Origin of the sequence: Chryseobacterium sp. C39-AII1 (assembly GCF_039672645.1) — a bacterium.
Taxonomy (GTDB): Bacteria; Bacteroidota; Bacteroidia; order Flavobacteriales; family Weeksellaceae; genus Chryseobacterium.
Window position 1 is genome coordinate 32,812 of sequence record NZ_JBDFPQ010000015.1, and the last position, 18,311, is coordinate 51,122.

The window sequence follows — 18,311 nt, forward strand, 5'->3', positions numbered from 1 at the left end:
TTTTTTCAAAGTATATTTTAAAGACTAAATTATTTTTTCCATTCAAATGTATCCAGCAAATGCTTCATATCTTTTTTGATATAATCTACTGCCGGCGCTAGAGAATCCGGTTTCGGTCTCGTATTAAAGTATAGATAAGCAGTGACGAAATGTTTCGTACTGTCTGTAATGTAAAATTGAAGATTAGAAGCCGTCTGCCCTTTCAGTTCATAGAAATTTCCGTAAACCTTTTTTTCAGGATATTCGAAAGATTTCGTATCGATTGCACTGGCTTTAATGGTATGTTCGTACACCATTTTTTCAGCTTCTTTGATGTGGGCATCAAAATCATTTTGTATCGGATAATACGTCACAAAAACCTTTGCCTTCATTTTCGGATAGTTCAGATAATACCAACAAGGTCTTTTGGCATCCGCAATCTTGGCAAAATCTGAATATTCAAAAGTATAAGCACAGTTGTTTTCAAATTTCTGATATTTCGGAGCCGGATATTCTAAACGAAGTTCTCCGTATGGCTTGGGAATAGGATCTTTTCCACAAGACAGCAGCAGTAACGACGCGAAAATAAAAATGACTTTTTTAATCATTTTGCAAAAGTACAAATTAGATTTCAGATTTTGGGAGACAAATTTCAGCATTTCAATGCGTTTTGAATTTGAAAATTGAATTTTATTAAGATGGCTTTGTTTTTAACGCAAAGGGCACTAAGATTTTTTCGACTGGTATGCTTTTTTAAGTTCACAAAGGCGTTTCACTTAACTAAGATCGCAAAAATTTTAACAGTATGAATCATCATACGGTTTGTCATTCCGTAGGAATCTAAGCAATCATTTTTTTAATTCAATGCTAATACTTTGTCTAGATTCCTACGGAATGACAACTACGTGTGATTTTTTGTATTACAAAATTCCGTAAGCCTTATCATAACTCTGAATATAATTTTCCAACGGTTTTGGAAAAGACATTTCGTGAGAGCCTTCAACATTGGTTATTTTATATTCATTTTCAGTTACAAATTTATTCCAAGCGTCTTCTGAATCTACCTCAACATTAAAGATTTCTATGCTTAAATTCTTGTGTGTAAGTTTATGATTAACCGTTTTTATGCTTTTAATAAAAGGAATTAAATCATCCGAAATCGTCGGCGGAAATTCAAACAGTTTCTTCCAGATAAAATCATCTTTTCTCTGTTGAATTAAAAACTGTCCGTTTCTGTGAACGAAATAATATTTCAGATCTAAATCTTCTGCTTTTACTTTTTTCTTCTTAACAGGAAGTTCTGAAATTTTATGTAATGAAAAAGCTAAACAATCATTATTTAAAGGGCATTCTCCGCAAAGAGGATTTTTAGGCTTGCAGATTTCCGAACCTAAATCCATCATCGCCTGATTAAAATCGCCCACATTTTCAGGTAAGATTAAATGAGCCAGTTCAGAAAAATAATTGAAAGCTCTGGAATTGGAAATATCAAAGTCATCCGCAAAAAGTCGGCTTAATACACGATAAAAATTACCGTCAACCGCAGGAATCTTTCCATCAAAACAAATACTGGAAACCGCAGCAGCCGTATATTTCCCTACTCCTTTCAATTTTAAAATTTCATCATATTCATCAGGAAAAACACCTCCAAATTCGTTCATAATCTGCTGAGCCGCTTTATGAACATTGATCGCTCTTGAATAATAACCCAAACCTTTCCAATATAATAAAACTTCATTTTCATCGGCTTCTGCCAAAGTTTTTGCATCGGGAAACCTTTTGATGAAATTATTATAGTGATTCAGCCCCTGTTGGATTCTCGTCTGCTGAAAAACAATCTCACAAATCCATATTTTATAAGGATCTTTGGTTTGTCTGAACGGTAAATCACGGGCATTTTTTTTATACCATACCAGAAGTTGATTTCCGATATGTTTGAAGTCTGCGTTTTCTATCTTTTCCAAAAGTTTTTGTCTTCTTCATTTTAGATGCTTCGACAAGCTCAGCATGACAACGCTACAAATTTGCTGCTATAAAACAGCTATCATGCTGAAGCCTGTAGAAGCATCTATTTATTAATGCAAAGATAATTTAATTATTTTTCACAGGATAAACAGGAGCGCCGGTAACCCATTGATATTTTATTTTCTTCTCTTCCGCAATAAATTTAAAGCCTTTTAATTTTTGAAGGAAAATATAAGAAGAATCTTTTTTAAACTTTAATTTTTGCGTCGAAAGAATTTCAATCGGAAAAGTCACTATAGAATCGCGTGTAGTTTTCTTTACGCTTCCAGCATTAATTTTATAAATGAAAAAAGATTTTCCGCGTCCTGCAGAGCTGTCGATGAGCTGTGTATTTGTGCTGGAAAGTACCATATCGCTTTTGTCATACGCTTCATCTTCACTCATAACGTAAGCTTGATTTTCAGATCTTTCGTCTTTAAAAAGATCAACCTTATACTCATCCGGTCTTTGATATTTTTTTTCACAGCTGAATAAAAAACCCATAAAAAGTACAGGCAAAAAATGATTCAGCCTTAATTTCATATTCAATTTCATAAGATTTGGTAGAAAAAAACCGATGTTTGAAAGCATCGGTTTAGTATTTATAATTCGGTTATATTTAATCCTGAATATATTCAGCGTCCCACTCGTTACCATCGTCTCCCTTATGTCCGTCCAGTTTAATAACGAAACTTTTTGTAGGGAAATAAGGCGTTAAACGAATATCCAGCCAAACTCTGTCTTTGTTCACTTTATCCTGCTCGAAACGAACAATTTTGAACTTTTCAATCAATTTATCAGCACCTTTGATACCATCTAAGAACGTCACAATCTGTCTTCTCAAATCGTCCTCGTTTCTCGCATTCCAGTTTTCGAAAGCTCTTCTGTTCAGGAAATCAAGCAAAACTTTGGTTACGTAATCGAATACACGAACCACAGAATAAGTCTGAAGCCCGATATTATCTCCTGTAAACAATGTTTTTGCCGAGAAAGCCATGATCTTCCCATATTCGTTGACCATAGGAACCAGTCCCATTTTTTCCAACTGAGAAATTTCACTTTTCTTCAATTCAAATTTCACGGCATCTACTTCATTGATATTACCATGCTTTTTACCTGCCGCAACCTGAGACATCAATGTTTTATGAATCTTTCCAGCCAATGAAGTTGAAGGCGGAAGCTCTACATTTTCCTCTTCTCCTACTTCTTCAGCTTTTCCACGACCTACAAGCCAGTTACACGTCATGATGACATTACTTCTGTGCAACTCACCACCAGTCAAATTAGCAGAATGGAATAAATCCACAACATCATCCGGCTTATCAAGATTAGCAAAATCCGTAACCATCATTACTTTGTTTTCGTTACAGATTTTAGCCCATTTTTCAATGACTTTATTCGATCCTAAATACCCTGGAATTGCCAAGATAGAATAGTTATCTCGAAGATCTAAACGGTCATAATAATTTTTAAATTCTTCGGAAATCGCATCGATAAACAAAGGATTGTCTAAATCTGAAACCTGCTCCAGACTTGCATTAACAATACTTACGTTATCAACCTTATCAAGCTCGGTATTTTTGTAGAATTGCGCTACCGTTCTGTAGTTGGTTTCCAACAGACGTACTGCATCCAAAGCGTTTTTTAAGTTTGATTTTAAATTCTGATCTGCAGCCTGTGCTTTAGATTTGCAGGTATCTGCCATTTTATCAGCCGATTCATTTTTTTCCAAAAGATCTATCCAAAGGTTAATTTTTTGAAGCAATTCTTTTCTTTCGTCTGATTTATTATTATCGTTAAGGAAGATTTCTTTCCTCGCCTTTCTCGTAGGGTTCATATTGGCGATTCCGTCTACAACAGATTCCACAAAACCAAATCCTCCTATTTTATTGAGTTCGGCAAGCGGATTACCTTTCGGTTGCCCCGCATGTTGCTGCTGTTGTCCTTGTTGTTGGTTCTCAGCTGCCTGTAATTTACTATCCATGATTAATGTAAAGTCTTTAGTTATTTTTCAAGTTCTTGTGCCACTTCTTTCAATACTTCCACAAACGCAGCTCTTGTCTGATCGTTTTCCAGCATATTACGCAGAATTTTATTTGTTTTCAGCTGGCGCACAATTTTGTTGTATTGCTCCTGCTCCATGCTGAGTTGCTGTAAATAGTCAGATTTTTGCGTAAGATTTTTTGGGGTGAAGTCCGCAAGATTTTGAAAACGGAACTCCTCTTCCACCACATTACCGTCCTCCGTTTCGTGTTGTACGCTTACAGAAGGTTGGAAATGTTTGAAGACGTCGTCCACAGTTTTTAATCCTGTTACAATTTCAGGAACGTATGTCTCGTCTGTTGTAAGCTGGCTCACAATCAGCGACTTATTTTCCTGAATTTCCTGGATAGCTTCATTAGCGTCTACTTTTACTTCGTTTCCGCCAACGCCATAATTAAACATTGCCATATTATTGTTATTTTGAGATTTGCTGTTTTGGTATGAATTGGTTTTATCTGCATCAAATAACTGACCAATCCAGTGTTTAAATTTAAAAAAAAACTGTAACATACAAAATATTGTTAAGATTTTTCTTGAAATATTTAATATAATTAACTAAATATCGGTTTAAAATTAATATTTTATGGATTACTAAGCTAAGGAAAAATAAATAAAAAAACGCACCATTTCTGATGCGTTTTTCTTTTCTAACAATTTTTGGCTTGTCTTACCAAATTTTTATTCTGTCTGCCGGAGCTTTATACATTTTATCCCCAGGCTTGATATCAAATGCTTTGATGAAGGCGTCCTGATTCACCAATGGGCCGAACGCTCTGTAAATTCCCGGCGAGTGCGGATCTGTCTTCACCTGATTCGTCATATACTGATCGGTAGCTTTTGTTCTCCAAACCGTTGCCCAGCTCATGAAAAATCTCTGATCTTGTGTGAAACCACTGATTAATCCAGGATTTCCTTTATCTTTAAGATACATTTGAAGTGCATCGTAAGCCACTGCTACACCACCAAGGTCACCAATATTTTCTCCGCTTGTAAATTTACCGTTTACAAAGCTTCCTTTTACGGGTTCGTAAGCGCTATATTGAGCAGCGAGCTGACCAACTTTAGCATCAAAGTTTTTACGATCTGCATCCGTCCACCAGTTATTCAGGTTACCATCACCATCGAATCTTGAACCGCTGTCGTCGAATCCGTGAGAGATTTCGTGACCGATAACTGCTCCGATTCCACCGAAATTAACTGCAGCATCTGCTTTTGGATTGTAGAAAGGAGGCTGAAGAATCGCTGCAGGGAATACAATTTCGTTGTTTGAACCGCTATAATAAGCATTTACCGTTTGCGGAGTCATTCCCCATTCTGTTTTATCAACAGGCTTTCCAACTTTGTCTAAACTTCTCTGATACTGCCATGCCGCAACATTTTGCAGATTAGAATATAAAGTTGCTCCTTCTTTTGGTGCATCTACTTTCAATTGAGTATAATCTTTCCACTTATCCGGATAAGCGATCTTCACTGTGAATTTTGATAATTTTTCCTGAGCTTTAACTTTGGTTTCAGGAGACATCCAATCCATATCATTAATATGTGTTTTGAATGATTTTAAAATATACTGAATATACATCTCCATCTGCGCTTTTGCTTCAGGTGTGAAATATTTTTCAACATATAATTTACCGAAAGCCTCACCCAAAACGCCATTCACTAAAGAAAGACCTCTTTTGTTCATCGGGCGCTGCTCTTTTTGTCCCTGAAGATATTTAGAATAGAAATCAAATCGTATTTGCTCTAATTTTTCGTCCAAATTGCTTGCGTTTCCGTTAATCAGATGATATTTAAGATAATCTTTCAACAACGGAAGATTCTTTTGAGTAATGAACTGATCCATATTCTGGTAATATTTCAGTTCACCGATAATTACTCTGTTTGTATCTACACCAGCATCTTTAAGATATTTAGCAAGGTTTACATTTTTAACCAAACCTCCCAATTCAGATATATTTTTAGGATTATATCTTAAATTGGCATCTCTGTTTTGCTCAAGCGTCAATAAATAATTTCCTAATTGCTTTTCGAAATCAACTACATTTTTTGCAGAAGCTTCAGCATTTTTATATCCTAAAACACCAAATAGCTTTCCTACATACGATTGATATTCTGCTAAAGTTTTGGTGTTGGCTTCATTTACTTTCTGATAGTAATCTCTTCCCAATCCCAAATCTGGACCGCCAAGATATACGGCATTCATTTTAGAATCTTTCAAATCTGCACCAACTCTCCATCCGTAGAAAGAATTGTCACCTAATTTTGTAGCATCTAAAAGATATTTCTGTAAATCGTTAAGATTTTTAATGGCATCGATTTTTGCTAAATCAGCTTTGATAGGTGATAATCCGTCTGCATTTCTTTTATTGGTATCCATAAAAGAAGCGTATAAATTCTGAATTTTCTGACCTTCAGAACCAGCAGGATAAGATTCGGATAAAATTCCGCTTAAAATTTCCAATGAAGCATCGTCTACATTTTCTCTCAACGCATTGAAAGATCCCCAACTCGCTTTATCAGAAGGAATTTGAGTAGTTTTTACCCAATTTCCGTTTACGTAGCTAAAAAAGTCATCTTGCGGACGCACACTTTTATCCATATAAGATAAATTGATCCCCTCCTCTTTTACTTCTTCTTGTCTCACCGGTTCTACAGATATTGTTGATTCAGTTTTTTGAGCTGCATCTGCGGTTTTGGTTGTACCACATGAATTTAAAAATACCAAACCCGAAAAGGCAAGTATTCCAATATTTAGCTTTTTCATTAAAGATAATTTTTGATTTTACACAAACTTACCAAATATACGAATTAGTTTATAAATGATAAGGGATAAATAATAATTGATGAAAAGGATGAAGTTTAATTCTTTATATGGTTTAAAATTAATGAAATAAGTTTAGGCTTTCCATGCTTCAATAGGCAACTGTTTTTATAATGACACCTTCCCTAGCCCCGATTGACACGACATCCTTTTTGGTTGCGGGCGCAGCGAAGCGGAGCCCGTAACCAAAAAGATAAAGTAGAAAGCGGGAAAAAGCTTCTAAAAAAAATTAGAACATCTTCCAACAAAAAAACCGCTCATTGCTGAACGGTTTTCAATATTATTAATCTGATGATTACCAGATTTTAATTCTGTCTGCAGGAGCTTTGTATAATTTATCTCCTTGCTTCACGTCGAATGCTTTGTAGAAAGCATCAACATTGATGATAGGTCCGAAACTTCTGAAATATCCAGGAGAGTGCGGATCTGTTTTTACCTGGTTTACCATGTATTTTTCGCTAGATAAAGTTCTCCAAACGGTTGCCCAGCTTAAGAAGAATCTTTGGTCTTGTGTAAATCCGCTGATTGATCCAGGATTTCCTTTATCTTTCAAATACATTTGCAATGCATCATAAGCGATATTTACACCACCAAGGTCAGCGATATTTTCGCCGTTTGTGAATGTTCCGTTTACGAAAGTTCCTTTTACAGGCTCATATTTATCATACTGAGCAGCAAGTGCTTTTGTCGCTTTTTCGAAGTTAGCTTTATCTTCTGGAGTCCACCAGTCTACCAAGTTACCGTCTGCGTCGAACTGCGCACCTGAATCATCAAATCCGTGGCTCATTTCGTGACCGATTACAGCACCAATTCCACCGAAATTAACCGCAGCATCAGCTTGTGGGTTGAAGAAGGGAGGCTGAAGAATTGCAGCAGGGAATACGATTTCGTTGTTTACTGGGTTGTAGTAAGCATTTACCGTTTGTGGCGTCATTCCCCATTCAGATTTATCAACCGGTTTTCCTATTTTTGCTAAATCTTTGTTGTATTGCCATTCTGTAATATTCTGAAGATTTGAATATAAATTTCCACCTTTTGCTTCAGAAACAATATTTAATTTAGAATAATCTTTCCATTTATCAGGGTAAGCAACTTTTACCGTGAATTTGTTTAATTTCTCCGTTGCTTTCACTTTTGTGGTAGCAGACATCCACGCCAGGTTATTGATGTGAACGGCAAAACTTTTCTTTAAATAATCAATTAGCTCAACCATCTGCGCTTTAGCTTCTGCAGGGAAATATTTTTCAACATATAGTTTTCCGAAAGCTTCACCCAAAGTACCGTTGATGATCTCATAACCTCTTTTGTTAAGCGCTCTCTGCTCCTGCTGACCTCTTAAATATTTACCGTAAAAAGCAAACTTCATGTCACCTAATTTTTCGCTTAGGTAGGAAGCACTTCCGTGGATCATGTGGAATTTAAGATAATCCTTGATTACAGGAAGATTTTTAGCATTGATGAAGGTATCTAGGTTTTTGTAGTATCCTAATTCCCCAATGATTACTTTATCTGTATTTACTCCTACTTTTTTAAGATAAGCCGGAAGATCTACATTTTTCACCAAAGCTGAAAGTTCAGCCATTGTTTTAGGATTGTACTGAAGCGTGTTGTCACGGCTTTGCTCATTCGTTAAATACGTTTTAGCAATGCTTTTTTCGTAATCTACGATCCCTTTTGCAGCTGCATCAGCATTTTTATATCCCAATTCTTTCAACATAGAAGCCACATATTTTGTGTATTCTGCGATAGCTTCTGTATTTTTTTCGTTTACTTTCTGGTAATAATCTCTTCCTAAACCAAGCGACGCATTTCCTAAATAAACAGCGTTCATTTTAGAATCTTTCAAATCTGCATCTACACCCCATCCGTAGAAATTATTTTCACCTTCTTTCGTTACAGAAGTTAAATAATTCTGAAGATCAGCAACTGTTTTAATCGCATCGATTTTGTTGATATTCTCCTGAATAGGCTTGATTCCATCAGCGTTTCTCTTCTGCATGTTCATATACGTTGCATACAGATCCTGGATTTTTTTACCTTCCGTTCCGTCAGCAAATTTGTCTTTCAAAAGAGAATTCAAAATCGTCATGGAATTATTGTCTGTATCCTCAGCCAATTTGTTGAAACTTCCCCAAGTCGGTTTATCAGAAGGGATTTTAGCAGTCTTCATCCAAGTACCACTTACGTAGTTATAAAAATCATCTTGCGGACGTACAGATTTGTCCATCAAGCTAAGGTCAAGACCTTTATCCGTTCCAGCTACCGCCGTTTTTGTAGCAGTTGCCTGAGCATTCACATTTTGTGAGCAAACTCCTGCCAACAAAAATAAGGAAAGCGTTAATTTTTTCATTATAATAACAATTTTTACAATATGTCTACTTTTTCTACAATTTGTTACGGGAAATTTTCATTTTTCAAAAATCGCCATTAACAACTGATTTTCTTTAATTTATGATTCGAAATTTTACTCAGAAATTAAAATTCCTACCACATCCTGAATAATTTTCTGCGAAACAAAATTCATGAAATCCCCACGATCGAGATGCGGCATATATAATTTTGAAGTCACCACTTTATCATTCACTTTAATCGCATAGAAAACCGTTCCGATATCTTTTCCGTCCTCTCCTTTTCCGGGGCCGGCAACACCTGTGGTTGATAAAGAAATATTCGTATCAAATAATTTCTGACAACCTTCCGCCATTTCAGCAGCTACCTGTTCGCTTACCACAGTAAACTCATCAACGGTTTCTTTTTTTACATTTAAAATCTGAATTTTCTTTTCTGTAGCATACGGAATAACTCCGCCAAGAAAATATTTCGAGCTTCCGGAATTAGAGGTAATTAATCTTGCCAATTCTCCGCCTGTACAGCTTTCTGCTGTTGAGATCGTCAGTTTTCTTTCATTTAAAAGTTCACCCAGAATTTTTTCAATCTTATCTTCAGACGTTGCGATTACATTCTCTTTAATTAAAGGCAACAATTTTTGAATTTCTTCTTCCAATTGCTGTTGTAAAAACGCTTCATTCTCACCACTCGCCGTGATTCTCAACTTTACACGGGTTCCCACCGGAAGGTAAGATAAAGCCATGTTTTCAGGCAACGCCAGTTCCCAATCTTCAATGGTATCAGCCAAAATACTTTCAGGAATTCCGACAACAGAAACAATTCTTGTGGAAATATAATTTAAACTAAATTTTTCCTGTAAATATGGAACAATCTGGTCTTTTATCAATGGTTTCACCTCATAAGGAACGCCGGGAAGACTGAACAATAACTTTCCGTCCTGCTCCATCATCATACAAGGTGCTGTCCCGAAATGATTCTGAAAAACCGTAGATTTCGTAGGCACAAAAGCCTGTTCGCGGTTTCTTTCCAGAATTTCCAGACGACCGCGTTTTTCCATATAATTTTTAAGATGATTAAAAGTAACCTCATCCAAGGCAATTTCATCATTAAAAAATTCGGCAATGGCTTTCTTGGTTTTATCGTCTCTTGTAGGACCTAAGCCGCCTGTTGTAATAATTAAATCACCAATTTCAAAAGCAGATTGAATGGTATTTTTAATGGTTTCAATTTCATCAGAAATCGTAAAAATCTGTGAAACTTTTATTCCTATATTTTTAAGTTCGGTAGCAATGAAGTTAGAGTTGGTATCAATTGTATTTCCGGACAGGATTTCGTCACCAATAGTGATCAGAACAGCATTTTCCATATTTATTTTCGAAAAAAATCTTTTTTACAAATGACGGAAAATTCTGTATCACGGACAATATAAATTGATTTTTTCTATTTTTGACAGAAATTGTTTAAAACTATAATTAAAGATTATGTCTAAATATGATGATGCTTCCTGGCATTATGGCGGTGATTTTCCGGAAGGTCTTCCCGAAAAAAATGGAGCTACACACACCGGAATGTTTTTGAATTGGTGTATTGAAAAAGATTTAATTTCTGATGAACTTAAAGAGGATGGTGAAGAGGAAATTGAAAAATTAAAAAGAAGAGAAATCACCGGAGCCGAGTTTATCATGGATTCTATGGATGGTAAATTTTCCGAATATGATCTGAACGAGCTGGGAAATGCTTTTGCGCAGGATTATTATAAAGATGACACAGATTTTGGCAATCGTTTCAGTTCATTTGCTGATGATTATGTGAATATTTTTGATGCGAAAGCCGAAGAAAACGACTATGAATATGAAACATTTTACCACATCGAAGATAGCTATGATAATTATGATTTGATGAAATTAGTGATTGATCATCGGTATGAGGAATGGAAGGAATATAGAAAATTGAGCTAAATTTCTTTTGTTTTTCTGAAAAAGTCGTAGTTTATTTTCATATTAATTTTGAATCATGTTTGTCATGCTGAAAGCATCTAAACAACACTTAAATTAAAGGTTGAGATGCTTTCAGCATGACAAATTAAATGTATATTTCTTTAATGAGTTTGCTTTATTTCGGCAGACTCATTGCCATAATTTAATCATGCTTCACCCAGATAAGATCATCTACATTATAGCCGATATTTTTAGCTTTTTCTAAAAATCTTTGTTTGATACTTTCAGGAATTTCTTTTGTTCGGGATAAAATCCAAATATATTTTGTACTGTTTCCGACAACTAATGCATATTGATAATTTTCATCAATGTCAATAACATTATAACCCGCCCAAATTGGCTTGAAGAATGAAACTTTCAATCGCGCCTCGGTTTCTTTATTCACAAATTTTGCTTCGCCAATAGATTCTTTCCATTCTTTTTTAATATAGTCATAACCTTTATTGTCAACGCGAATGGTTCCCTTCTCATTTTTGGAATACGTTGCGGTTACATTATCCATATTTTTCTCGAATTTATAATCGAAACGAGCAATTTCATACCATTTTCCAAGATATTTTTCAGCATTAAAATTTTGAATGGCAGTTGCTCCCTTTGGAATTCCGACTGAGCAGGAATTGAATATTAATAATCCTAAAACACCCAGCGATACTGGAACTGCTATTTTTTGAAAGGTTGTCATAGTAGAATATTTTGTGTGGTTATTAAGTAAATGTTCAAAAATAATGCCTGACTTTTTAAAAGTAAAACACTTGACGTTTTTCCAGAAGACAAAAGCTTAACATCAATTCAAATTCTGTTAACAGTCAATGATTTAGCATTGATTATCTTTGATAAAACAACATAGCTATGAAAAAACATTTTTACTTTTTACTCTTTCCCGCATTGTTTCTGCAAAGCTGCTCTTTCCTGGAGCAAAGTAATTTTATCGAAACAAAAATTATTTCGAGTGATCTGAACGAAAAGATCATTTATAAGTATTACCAAACCGGAAATGACAACTACAAGGTGGATTTCTACTCCATTCACCAATCTGATTCTACAAAACTGTTTGAACATTCCATTGATAAATCGCTTTTCAGTTCAAATATGTACAAAATTTCGGAAGATGAAAATGAAATTACCATCAGCACCCAATTGTTTTCCGAAGCCAGAAAATTCGTCACCCGAAATGGTAAATCTATTATTCTAACCAATCAATAAGCAGTTCTTTCTGAACTGTTTATTTTATTTTCCTAAAATTATCTTCCAAATTTAAAATATTTTGAAAGCGGATGCTTTTTCCCTTTCATAAATTGGGAAGCCATTTCCATTCCCGCAACCGAAAAAGTAATACCATTTCCTCCAAATCCGAGTACAAAATAGGAGTTTTTAAAGTTTTTGTGCTCCCCGATATAAGGCAGTCCGTCTTTTGTTTCCCCGAAAGTTCCTGCCCAGACAAAATCGGTGTAGAAATGATAATCTGGTTTTATTTTATTGAGAACTTTTAAAATTTCTTTTTCTTTTTTATCAAGAAGAGCATCGCGTTTTTTAGCATCATAAAAATCTTCATCACCTCCACCAATCAGAAGTCTTGCATCGTCTGTGGTTCTCATATAAATATAAGGATCGTCGGTATTCCAGACTAAAGTATTGGTTATATTTTTGAATTTATCGTGGTCTATTTCAGAAACAATAGCGTAAGTACTTTTTAAATCAACAAAACGTTCTTTGATTAAATTTTTACTTTCATAGCCAATACAATAAATAATCTTTTTTGCTTTAATCTGATATCCGGAATCAACAGTTATCAAATTATATCCTTTAAAATATTCAACTTTTGTCATTTCTGTTTTATCGAATATTTTTAATCCTTTCTTAGTATTCAATTCAAATAATTCATGAGAAAATTTAAAAGCATCGATGCTTGCTCCCTGCTCAGAAACAATTCCGCCAAATGTATTTTCGAATCCGAATTTTTTAAATACCTCATCAGATTCCAGCCATTTCACTTTAAATCCTACCTTTTTTCGGGATCTATATTCCTCCTTCAACCAATTAACATCTTTCTTTTTGGAGGCAAAGTATAAAGACTGTTTTCTTTTAAAACCCGCTTTTGATTTAATTTTTAATGAAAGTTTTTCCAGCTGATCAATAGAATCTGAACACGCTTTATAACTTTCCACAGCTCCTTTTTCACCAATCTTCTCTATCAATTCAAAAAGAGGAACATCAATTTCATACTGAAGCATAGATGTTGTTGCGGAAGTGCTACCATTACAAATTTCACGTTTATCAATCAAAATTGTTTTATGACCGTCGGCAATCATTTGATGAGCAATTAAGCTTCCGGTAATTCCGCCTCCGATAATTAAAACATCACATTCTTCATTAGATTTTAAGGACGGATATGAAGAAACCAACCCGTTTTTTAACAGCCAAAAAGGTTCATTAGATTTAAGATTCATAGAATATTTTTCATAAAAACATTCAATAACCTTGCCTTTTATGAATTCATAATTAAATAATGGTTTAATTATTGTTATGACTTAAAAATCAAACCACATTAAAATATATACTATGATAACGATTATTCCAGAAGCTCCGGAGAATGTTGCGGCATTCAATGCGACGGGCGAGGTAACGAAAGAAGATTTTGATAATTTAGTAATTCCGCGTGTAAAAAAGAAGGTCGACGAGTTTGGAGAGTTGAATTACTTGCTGTATTTGGATACCGATCTGGATAATTTTACCATGGGCGCGTGGATTAAAGATGCTCTGCTGGGTCTGAAAAATTTAGCAAACTGGAACAGAGCGGCTATCGTAACGGATAAAGAGGGCGTACAAAAGTTTACTGATATTTTCAGTGTTATTATGCCCGGAGAATTTAAATCTTTTCCGAAAGAAAATTTATACAATGCCTTGTATTGGTGTAAAAACGGCAATGAAGTAGAGGCATAAGCATTATTTATTAAAGAGGAAGGGAAGCAATTTGCTTCCCTTTTTTTATTTGTCACATGTCACAGCTTCCACAGGAATTTCTTCCTGATGAAGAACCTGCGATCCGTATAATTGTTTATATCTGAAAGCGATAATCAATCCTATTAAAGTCATCCCAACCCCAACCAGAGACGGATAATTATAAGAATATCCTTTTTCAAGAGGCAAACCTCCCAAGAAAGCTCCCATTGCATTGGCACAGTTGAACGCTGCCTGCATAAATGCTGCGGCCATCATTTCGCTTTTGGGTGCGGCTTTCATCATCATAATGTTGATAGGTGCTGCTACCGACATCGATAAAGCCCCACAAATAAAGGTTAATGCCAATGATAAATAAGTATGTTCTGAAAGGAAAAATACACCTGCTAAAGAAACCATCATTAATGTAAGTAGCAAAACGCAGGTTTTTTCAGGACTTAATCTGTCGGATAAATAACCCCCAACTAAATTACCAACTACCATTCCGCCGCCGGCAAGAATCATGACGTACGCCATCTGGCTTTCTTTGATACCTGACATTACCGTCATTAAAGGCGTGATATAACTGAACCAAGTGAAAAGTCCGCCAAAACCAATGGCTGTAATCATCAATACAAACCAAGCCTGTTTTCTTTTAAGGAATTTAATTTCTTCTTTAAAATGCGTGTCTTCATTGGTTTCAATTACCGGAAGCCAAAGTTTCAGGAATAATAGGGCAATCAATCCGATCACGGCAACGATTGCAAAATACCATCTCCAATGGAAAGCATGCCCGATATAGGTTACCAAAGGAACCATCGCGAGATTCGCTACGGTGAGACCTGTGAACATTAAGGAAATATAAAAAGCTTCTTTTCCTTTGCCCGCCATTCTCGCAGCAACCACCGTTCCTACTCCGAAAAATGCACCATGCGGCAATCCGGAAAGAAATCTTATGATGAGCATCGTTGTATAATCAGGAGCTACTGCCGATAATGCATTGAAAAGTGTGAAAATCACCATCAACGAAAGCAATACTTTTTTGGGTGGAAACTTTACTGAATAACCAATAAGAATCGGAGCTCCGATCACCACTCCCAATGCATATGCAGAAATTAAATGTCCTGCTTCGGGAATCGTAATCTGTAAGGTTTTTGCAATATCCGGAAGCAGACCCATTACGGTAAATTCTGTTGTTCCAATACCTAAACCACCGATAGCCAGCGGTATAATTCTTTTATCTATCTTCATTTTTTATGTAAACCTTTTTTTGAAACTATTGTAGAAAGAGTTAATTATGATAATTAACTCTATTTTGAAAGTGCAAAAATCGTCAGAAATTATGATTTAAACTTTAACTCAGCTAACCTAAATTTGCTCCGTATTAACCTTTTTAATTAAATTTGAATTAAATATTAATCAAAAGAGAACATAATGAAAATTCAGAAAGAAATCATTGAGTTTGAAGAAGGTAAGTCTTTTAAATTATTTTCTCCATCACTGAAGAATTGCTTTTTCTGGCATTACCATCCGGAAATCGAGCTGGTATACGTAGAAGCATGCAACGGCATCCGCCATGTCGGAAAAAATATCTCGGATTTTGAAGGAAGTGATCTTTTATTGATTGGCTCTAATATCCCGCATCTTAATTTCGATTATAAAATACAGACCGAATGTAAACAGTTGGTTCTTCAGATGCGTGAAGATTTTCTTCAGAATATTATTCTTCCCGTTCCTGAATTTGATATGATAAAAAAATTACTGGATCGTTCTTATTTAGGTTTATCTTTTTCAGGAGAAACCAAAAGAATTGTGGTTGAAAAACTTCATCTTATCAAGGATAAAAATTCTTTTGAGTCTTTGATAGGTTTGATTAATATTTTACACATTCTCGCCCATTCCACCGAAGTGAAAGAATTAAACAATGAAGATACCAGAATCAAATGGTTTTTAAATGATAAAATCAGAATGGGAACGATCTACGATTATATTCACGAGAATTATGATAAAAATCCGAACGTGAATATTATTGCTGAAAATGTGAATCTGAGTACGCCCGCTTTTTGTCGGTATTTTAAAAAACAAACGAATATGACCTTCACTGATTTTGTGAATAATTACAGAATCAATCAGGCGAAATTGCTGCTTCTTCAAAATGAAGGCATAACCGAAGTCTGTTTTCAGGTGGGTTTTGAAAGTCTTTCTTATTTCAATAAACTGTTTAAAAAATTTATGAATGAAACGCCTACAGAGTTTAAGAAAAAACATTTGAGTAAAGTTGTATAATTATTTTTTGAACTTAAACACGAAAAGCACTAATATTTGCACAAATAAACACAACCGTCTGCGAGAGATTGCTTCGTCGCTTCGCTCCTCGCAATGACAAAAAAAATCGCTCCAAAAATTGAAGCGATTTATATATTAATGAATATGTTTCTCTGCGTGATAAGAACTTCTCACCAAAGGTGAACTTTCAACGTGTCTAAAGCCTAAGCTTCTTGCAAAATCTCCGAATTCATCAAACTCTTCAGGAGTAATGAATTTCTTTACCGGAAGATGTTTTTTCGTTGGCTGCAAATACTGACCTAAAGTAATCACGTCAACATTTGCATTTCTGATGTCCTCTATAGTTTGGAAAACTTCATGTTTTTCTTCACCCAAACCAAGCATTACACCAGTTTTCGTTCTTCTCTGTCCTGCTTCTTTTAAATATCTTAGAACCTCAAGGCTTCTTTCATATTTTGCCTGAATTCTCACCTCTCTTGTCAAACGTTTTACGGTTTCCATGTTGTGAGAGATCACTTCCGGAGCCACATCTACCAATCTGTCAAGGTGTTTTGTCAGACCTTGAAAGTCTGGAATTAATGTTTCCATCGTGGTTCCCGGAGAAATTCTTCTTACCGCATTTACGGTTTCCCCCCATAGAATAGAACCCATATCTTTCAAATCATCACGGTCAACAGACGTTAAGACGGCGTGCTTAATCTTCATTAATTTGATCGAACGTGCTACTTTTTCAGGTTCATCCCAGTTTACATCAAGCGGCTTTCCGGTTTTTACCCCACAAAATCCACAACTTCTTGTACAGATATTTCCAAGAATCATAAAAGTGGCTGTTCCTTCTCCCCAACATTCGCCCATATTCGGACAGCTTCCGCTTTGGCAAATTGTATTTAATTTATATTTATCAACCAAAGATCTTAATTCTCTGTAATTCTTACCAGTAGGCAATTTTACACGAATCCATTTTGGTTTTTGAACGGTAGTATCTTGAACTAAATTTTCCATTTATTTCTCAAATTGAGGTTCAAAGTTAGTGAATTTTTTATCGACTTCATCTACGATATGAATTGATGAAAATGATAATTTATTTTTAATTATTTATAGCCACGAATATTAGTTCATAAAATTAATTATCCTCAAACTCGTTATTCTTCAGCAATTCGGCTAAGACTTTTTTCGCTCGCATAACCCGAACTTTCGTATTGGCAACAGAAATCCCCAATTCATCAGCAATTTCTTTGATGCTTTTTTCTTCAAAAAATCTCAGTTTGATAATATCCTGATAATTGGCATCCAGAGATTCGATGGTCTTGATGATTTTTTTTTGTTCTTCATCTGAAATCATCAACTCTTCAGGAGATTTGGCATATTGATTCTTTACTTCATCTAAATTTTCCGTCGGATCTTGGTTTTCTCTTGATTTTTTCCGCCAAAAATCGATGATAGTATTTTGAGCAATCGTTAATACCCAAGTTTTAAACTGAAAATGCGGATCGTACATCTCCAGTTTTGAAAGAACTTTTGAAAAGACATTCACCGTGATTTCATCTGCATCATTTTCATCCCTTACTTTTTTCATCACAAAAGAAAAAACATCCACCCAAAAGATATTGATGAGCTTAGTCTGAGCTTTCTGGTCTTTTTCCTTTGCCTTACCGATGAGCTGGAATAATTGTTCGTCGTTCATTAATAACAAATATAATTGATTTTGGATAAAAATACAATGGAATTATTTCTATGAATTTTTTACTAACTTTTGTTTAGATGAACTGCTCCCTAGCCCAGATCGCAGCATTTGTTTGAGCTCATTTTGGTTGTTTTTTTTTGGGGGGGGGGGGGGGGGGGGGGGGGGGGGGGGGGGGGGGGGGGGGGGGGGGGGGGGGGGGGGGGGGGGGGGG

General features: G+C 35.3%; 17 protein-coding genes. 4 read left to right on the forward strand and 13 right to left on the reverse strand.

Annotated elements, in window-relative coordinates:
- Positions 1-29 precede the first annotated feature (29 nt).
- The 8 genes from gldD to ABEG63_RS18025 form a co-directional block, all read right to left on the reverse strand.
- Positions 30-587, reverse strand: a complete 558-nt coding sequence (gene gldD / locus ABEG63_RS17990; protein WP_312391198.1) for a gliding motility lipoprotein GldD — start codon at positions 585-587, stop codon at positions 30-32.
- Positions 588-899: 312 nt separating this feature from the next.
- Positions 900-1,943 carry an A/G-specific adenine glycosylase gene (mutY, locus tag ABEG63_RS17995; RefSeq protein ID WP_346586664.1) on the reverse strand — a complete coding sequence of 348 codons (1,044 nt, stop codon included), beginning with the start codon at positions 1,941-1,943 and terminating at the stop codon, positions 900-902.
- Between the two features lie 127 nt (positions 1,944-2,070).
- Positions 2,071-2,526: a hypothetical protein gene (locus ABEG63_RS18000; RefSeq protein WP_346586665.1), complete on the reverse strand. Its 456-nt coding sequence runs from the start codon at positions 2,524-2,526 to the stop codon at positions 2,071-2,073.
- A 76-nt stretch (positions 2,527-2,602) separates the two neighbouring features.
- Positions 2,603-3,967, reverse strand: a complete 1,365-nt coding sequence (locus ABEG63_RS18005; protein ID WP_267405181.1) for a DUF5458 family protein — start codon at positions 3,965-3,967, stop codon at positions 2,603-2,605.
- A 20-nt stretch (positions 3,968-3,987) separates the two neighbouring features.
- Complete coding sequence (locus ABEG63_RS18010; protein ID WP_267405180.1) at positions 3,988-4,536, reverse strand: type VI secretion system contractile sheath small subunit; 549 nt, start codon at positions 4,534-4,536, stop codon at positions 3,988-3,990.
- 157 nt (positions 4,537-4,693) lie between these two features.
- Positions 4,694-6,790 (reverse strand): M13 family metallopeptidase, encoded by a 2,097-nt coding sequence (locus ABEG63_RS18015; protein ID WP_346586667.1) that lies wholly within the window; start codon positions 6,788-6,790, stop codon positions 4,694-4,696.
- Positions 6,791-7,142: 352 nt separating this feature from the next.
- Entirely contained in the window at positions 7,143-9,197 is a 2,055-nt protein-coding gene (locus tag ABEG63_RS18020) for a M13 family metallopeptidase (RefSeq protein ID WP_346586668.1), read from the reverse strand.
- 114 nt (positions 9,198-9,311) lie between these two features.
- The gene (locus ABEG63_RS18025) at positions 9,312-10,562 is read right to left on the reverse strand and encodes a CinA family nicotinamide mononucleotide deamidase-related protein (RefSeq protein ID WP_346586670.1); all 1,251 of its coding nucleotides are present in this window, start codon (positions 10,560-10,562) and stop codon (positions 9,312-9,314) included.
- A 115-nt stretch (positions 10,563-10,677) separates the two neighbouring features.
- Between ABEG63_RS18025 and ABEG63_RS18030 the strand changes: the two genes are divergently transcribed.
- A complete protein-coding gene (locus tag ABEG63_RS18030) occupies positions 10,678-11,154 on the forward strand; it encodes a hypothetical protein (RefSeq protein ID WP_267405176.1) in 477 nt (158 codons plus the stop codon).
- Between the two features lie 181 nt (positions 11,155-11,335).
- Here the strand turns inward: ABEG63_RS18030 and ABEG63_RS18035 are convergent, their stop codons facing one another.
- Complete coding sequence (locus ABEG63_RS18035) at positions 11,336-11,875, reverse strand: lipocalin family protein (protein ID WP_346586672.1); 540 nt, start codon at positions 11,873-11,875, stop codon at positions 11,336-11,338.
- 167 nt (positions 11,876-12,042) lie between these two features.
- On the opposite strand from ABEG63_RS18035, the gene ABEG63_RS18040 reads away from it, so the two are divergent.
- On the forward strand, positions 12,043-12,396 hold the full coding sequence (locus tag ABEG63_RS18040; RefSeq protein ID WP_267405174.1) for a hypothetical protein: 354 nt from the start codon (positions 12,043-12,045) through the stop codon (positions 12,394-12,396).
- 38 nt (positions 12,397-12,434) lie between these two features.
- Here the strand turns inward: ABEG63_RS18040 and ABEG63_RS18045 are convergent, their stop codons facing one another.
- Entirely contained in the window at positions 12,435-13,640 is a 1,206-nt protein-coding gene (locus tag ABEG63_RS18045) for an FAD-binding oxidoreductase (protein ID WP_346586674.1), read from the reverse strand.
- 112 nt (positions 13,641-13,752) lie between these two features.
- On the opposite strand from ABEG63_RS18045, the gene ABEG63_RS18050 reads away from it, so the two are divergent.
- On the forward strand, positions 13,753-14,133 hold the full coding sequence (locus tag ABEG63_RS18050; protein WP_346586676.1) for an STAS/SEC14 domain-containing protein: 381 nt from the start codon (positions 13,753-13,755) through the stop codon (positions 14,131-14,133).
- A 45-nt stretch (positions 14,134-14,178) separates the two neighbouring features.
- Here ABEG63_RS18050 and ABEG63_RS18055 read toward each other — a convergent pair whose 3' ends face one another.
- On the reverse strand, positions 14,179-15,381 hold the full coding sequence (locus ABEG63_RS18055; RefSeq protein ID WP_346586678.1) for an MFS transporter: 1,203 nt from the start codon (positions 15,379-15,381) through the stop codon (positions 14,179-14,181).
- Between the two features lie 183 nt (positions 15,382-15,564).
- Between ABEG63_RS18055 and ABEG63_RS18060 the strand changes: the two genes are divergently transcribed.
- Positions 15,565-16,416 (forward strand): AraC family transcriptional regulator, encoded by an 852-nt coding sequence (locus ABEG63_RS18060; RefSeq protein WP_346586680.1) that lies wholly within the window; start codon positions 15,565-15,567, stop codon positions 16,414-16,416.
- Positions 16,417-16,551: 135 nt separating this feature from the next.
- On the opposite strand, the gene lipA is transcribed toward ABEG63_RS18060, so the two are convergent.
- Together lipA and ABEG63_RS18070 are read right to left on the reverse strand one after the other, a co-directional pair.
- Positions 16,552-17,418 carry a lipoyl synthase gene (gene lipA / locus ABEG63_RS18065; protein ID WP_267405169.1) on the reverse strand — a complete coding sequence of 289 codons (867 nt, stop codon included), beginning with the start codon at positions 17,416-17,418 and terminating at the stop codon, positions 16,552-16,554.
- Positions 17,419-17,539: 121 nt separating this feature from the next.
- A complete protein-coding gene (locus tag ABEG63_RS18070; RefSeq protein WP_267405168.1) occupies positions 17,540-18,100 on the reverse strand; it encodes an RNA polymerase sigma factor in 561 nt (186 codons plus the stop codon).
- Between the last annotated feature and the right edge of the window lie 211 nt (positions 18,101-18,311).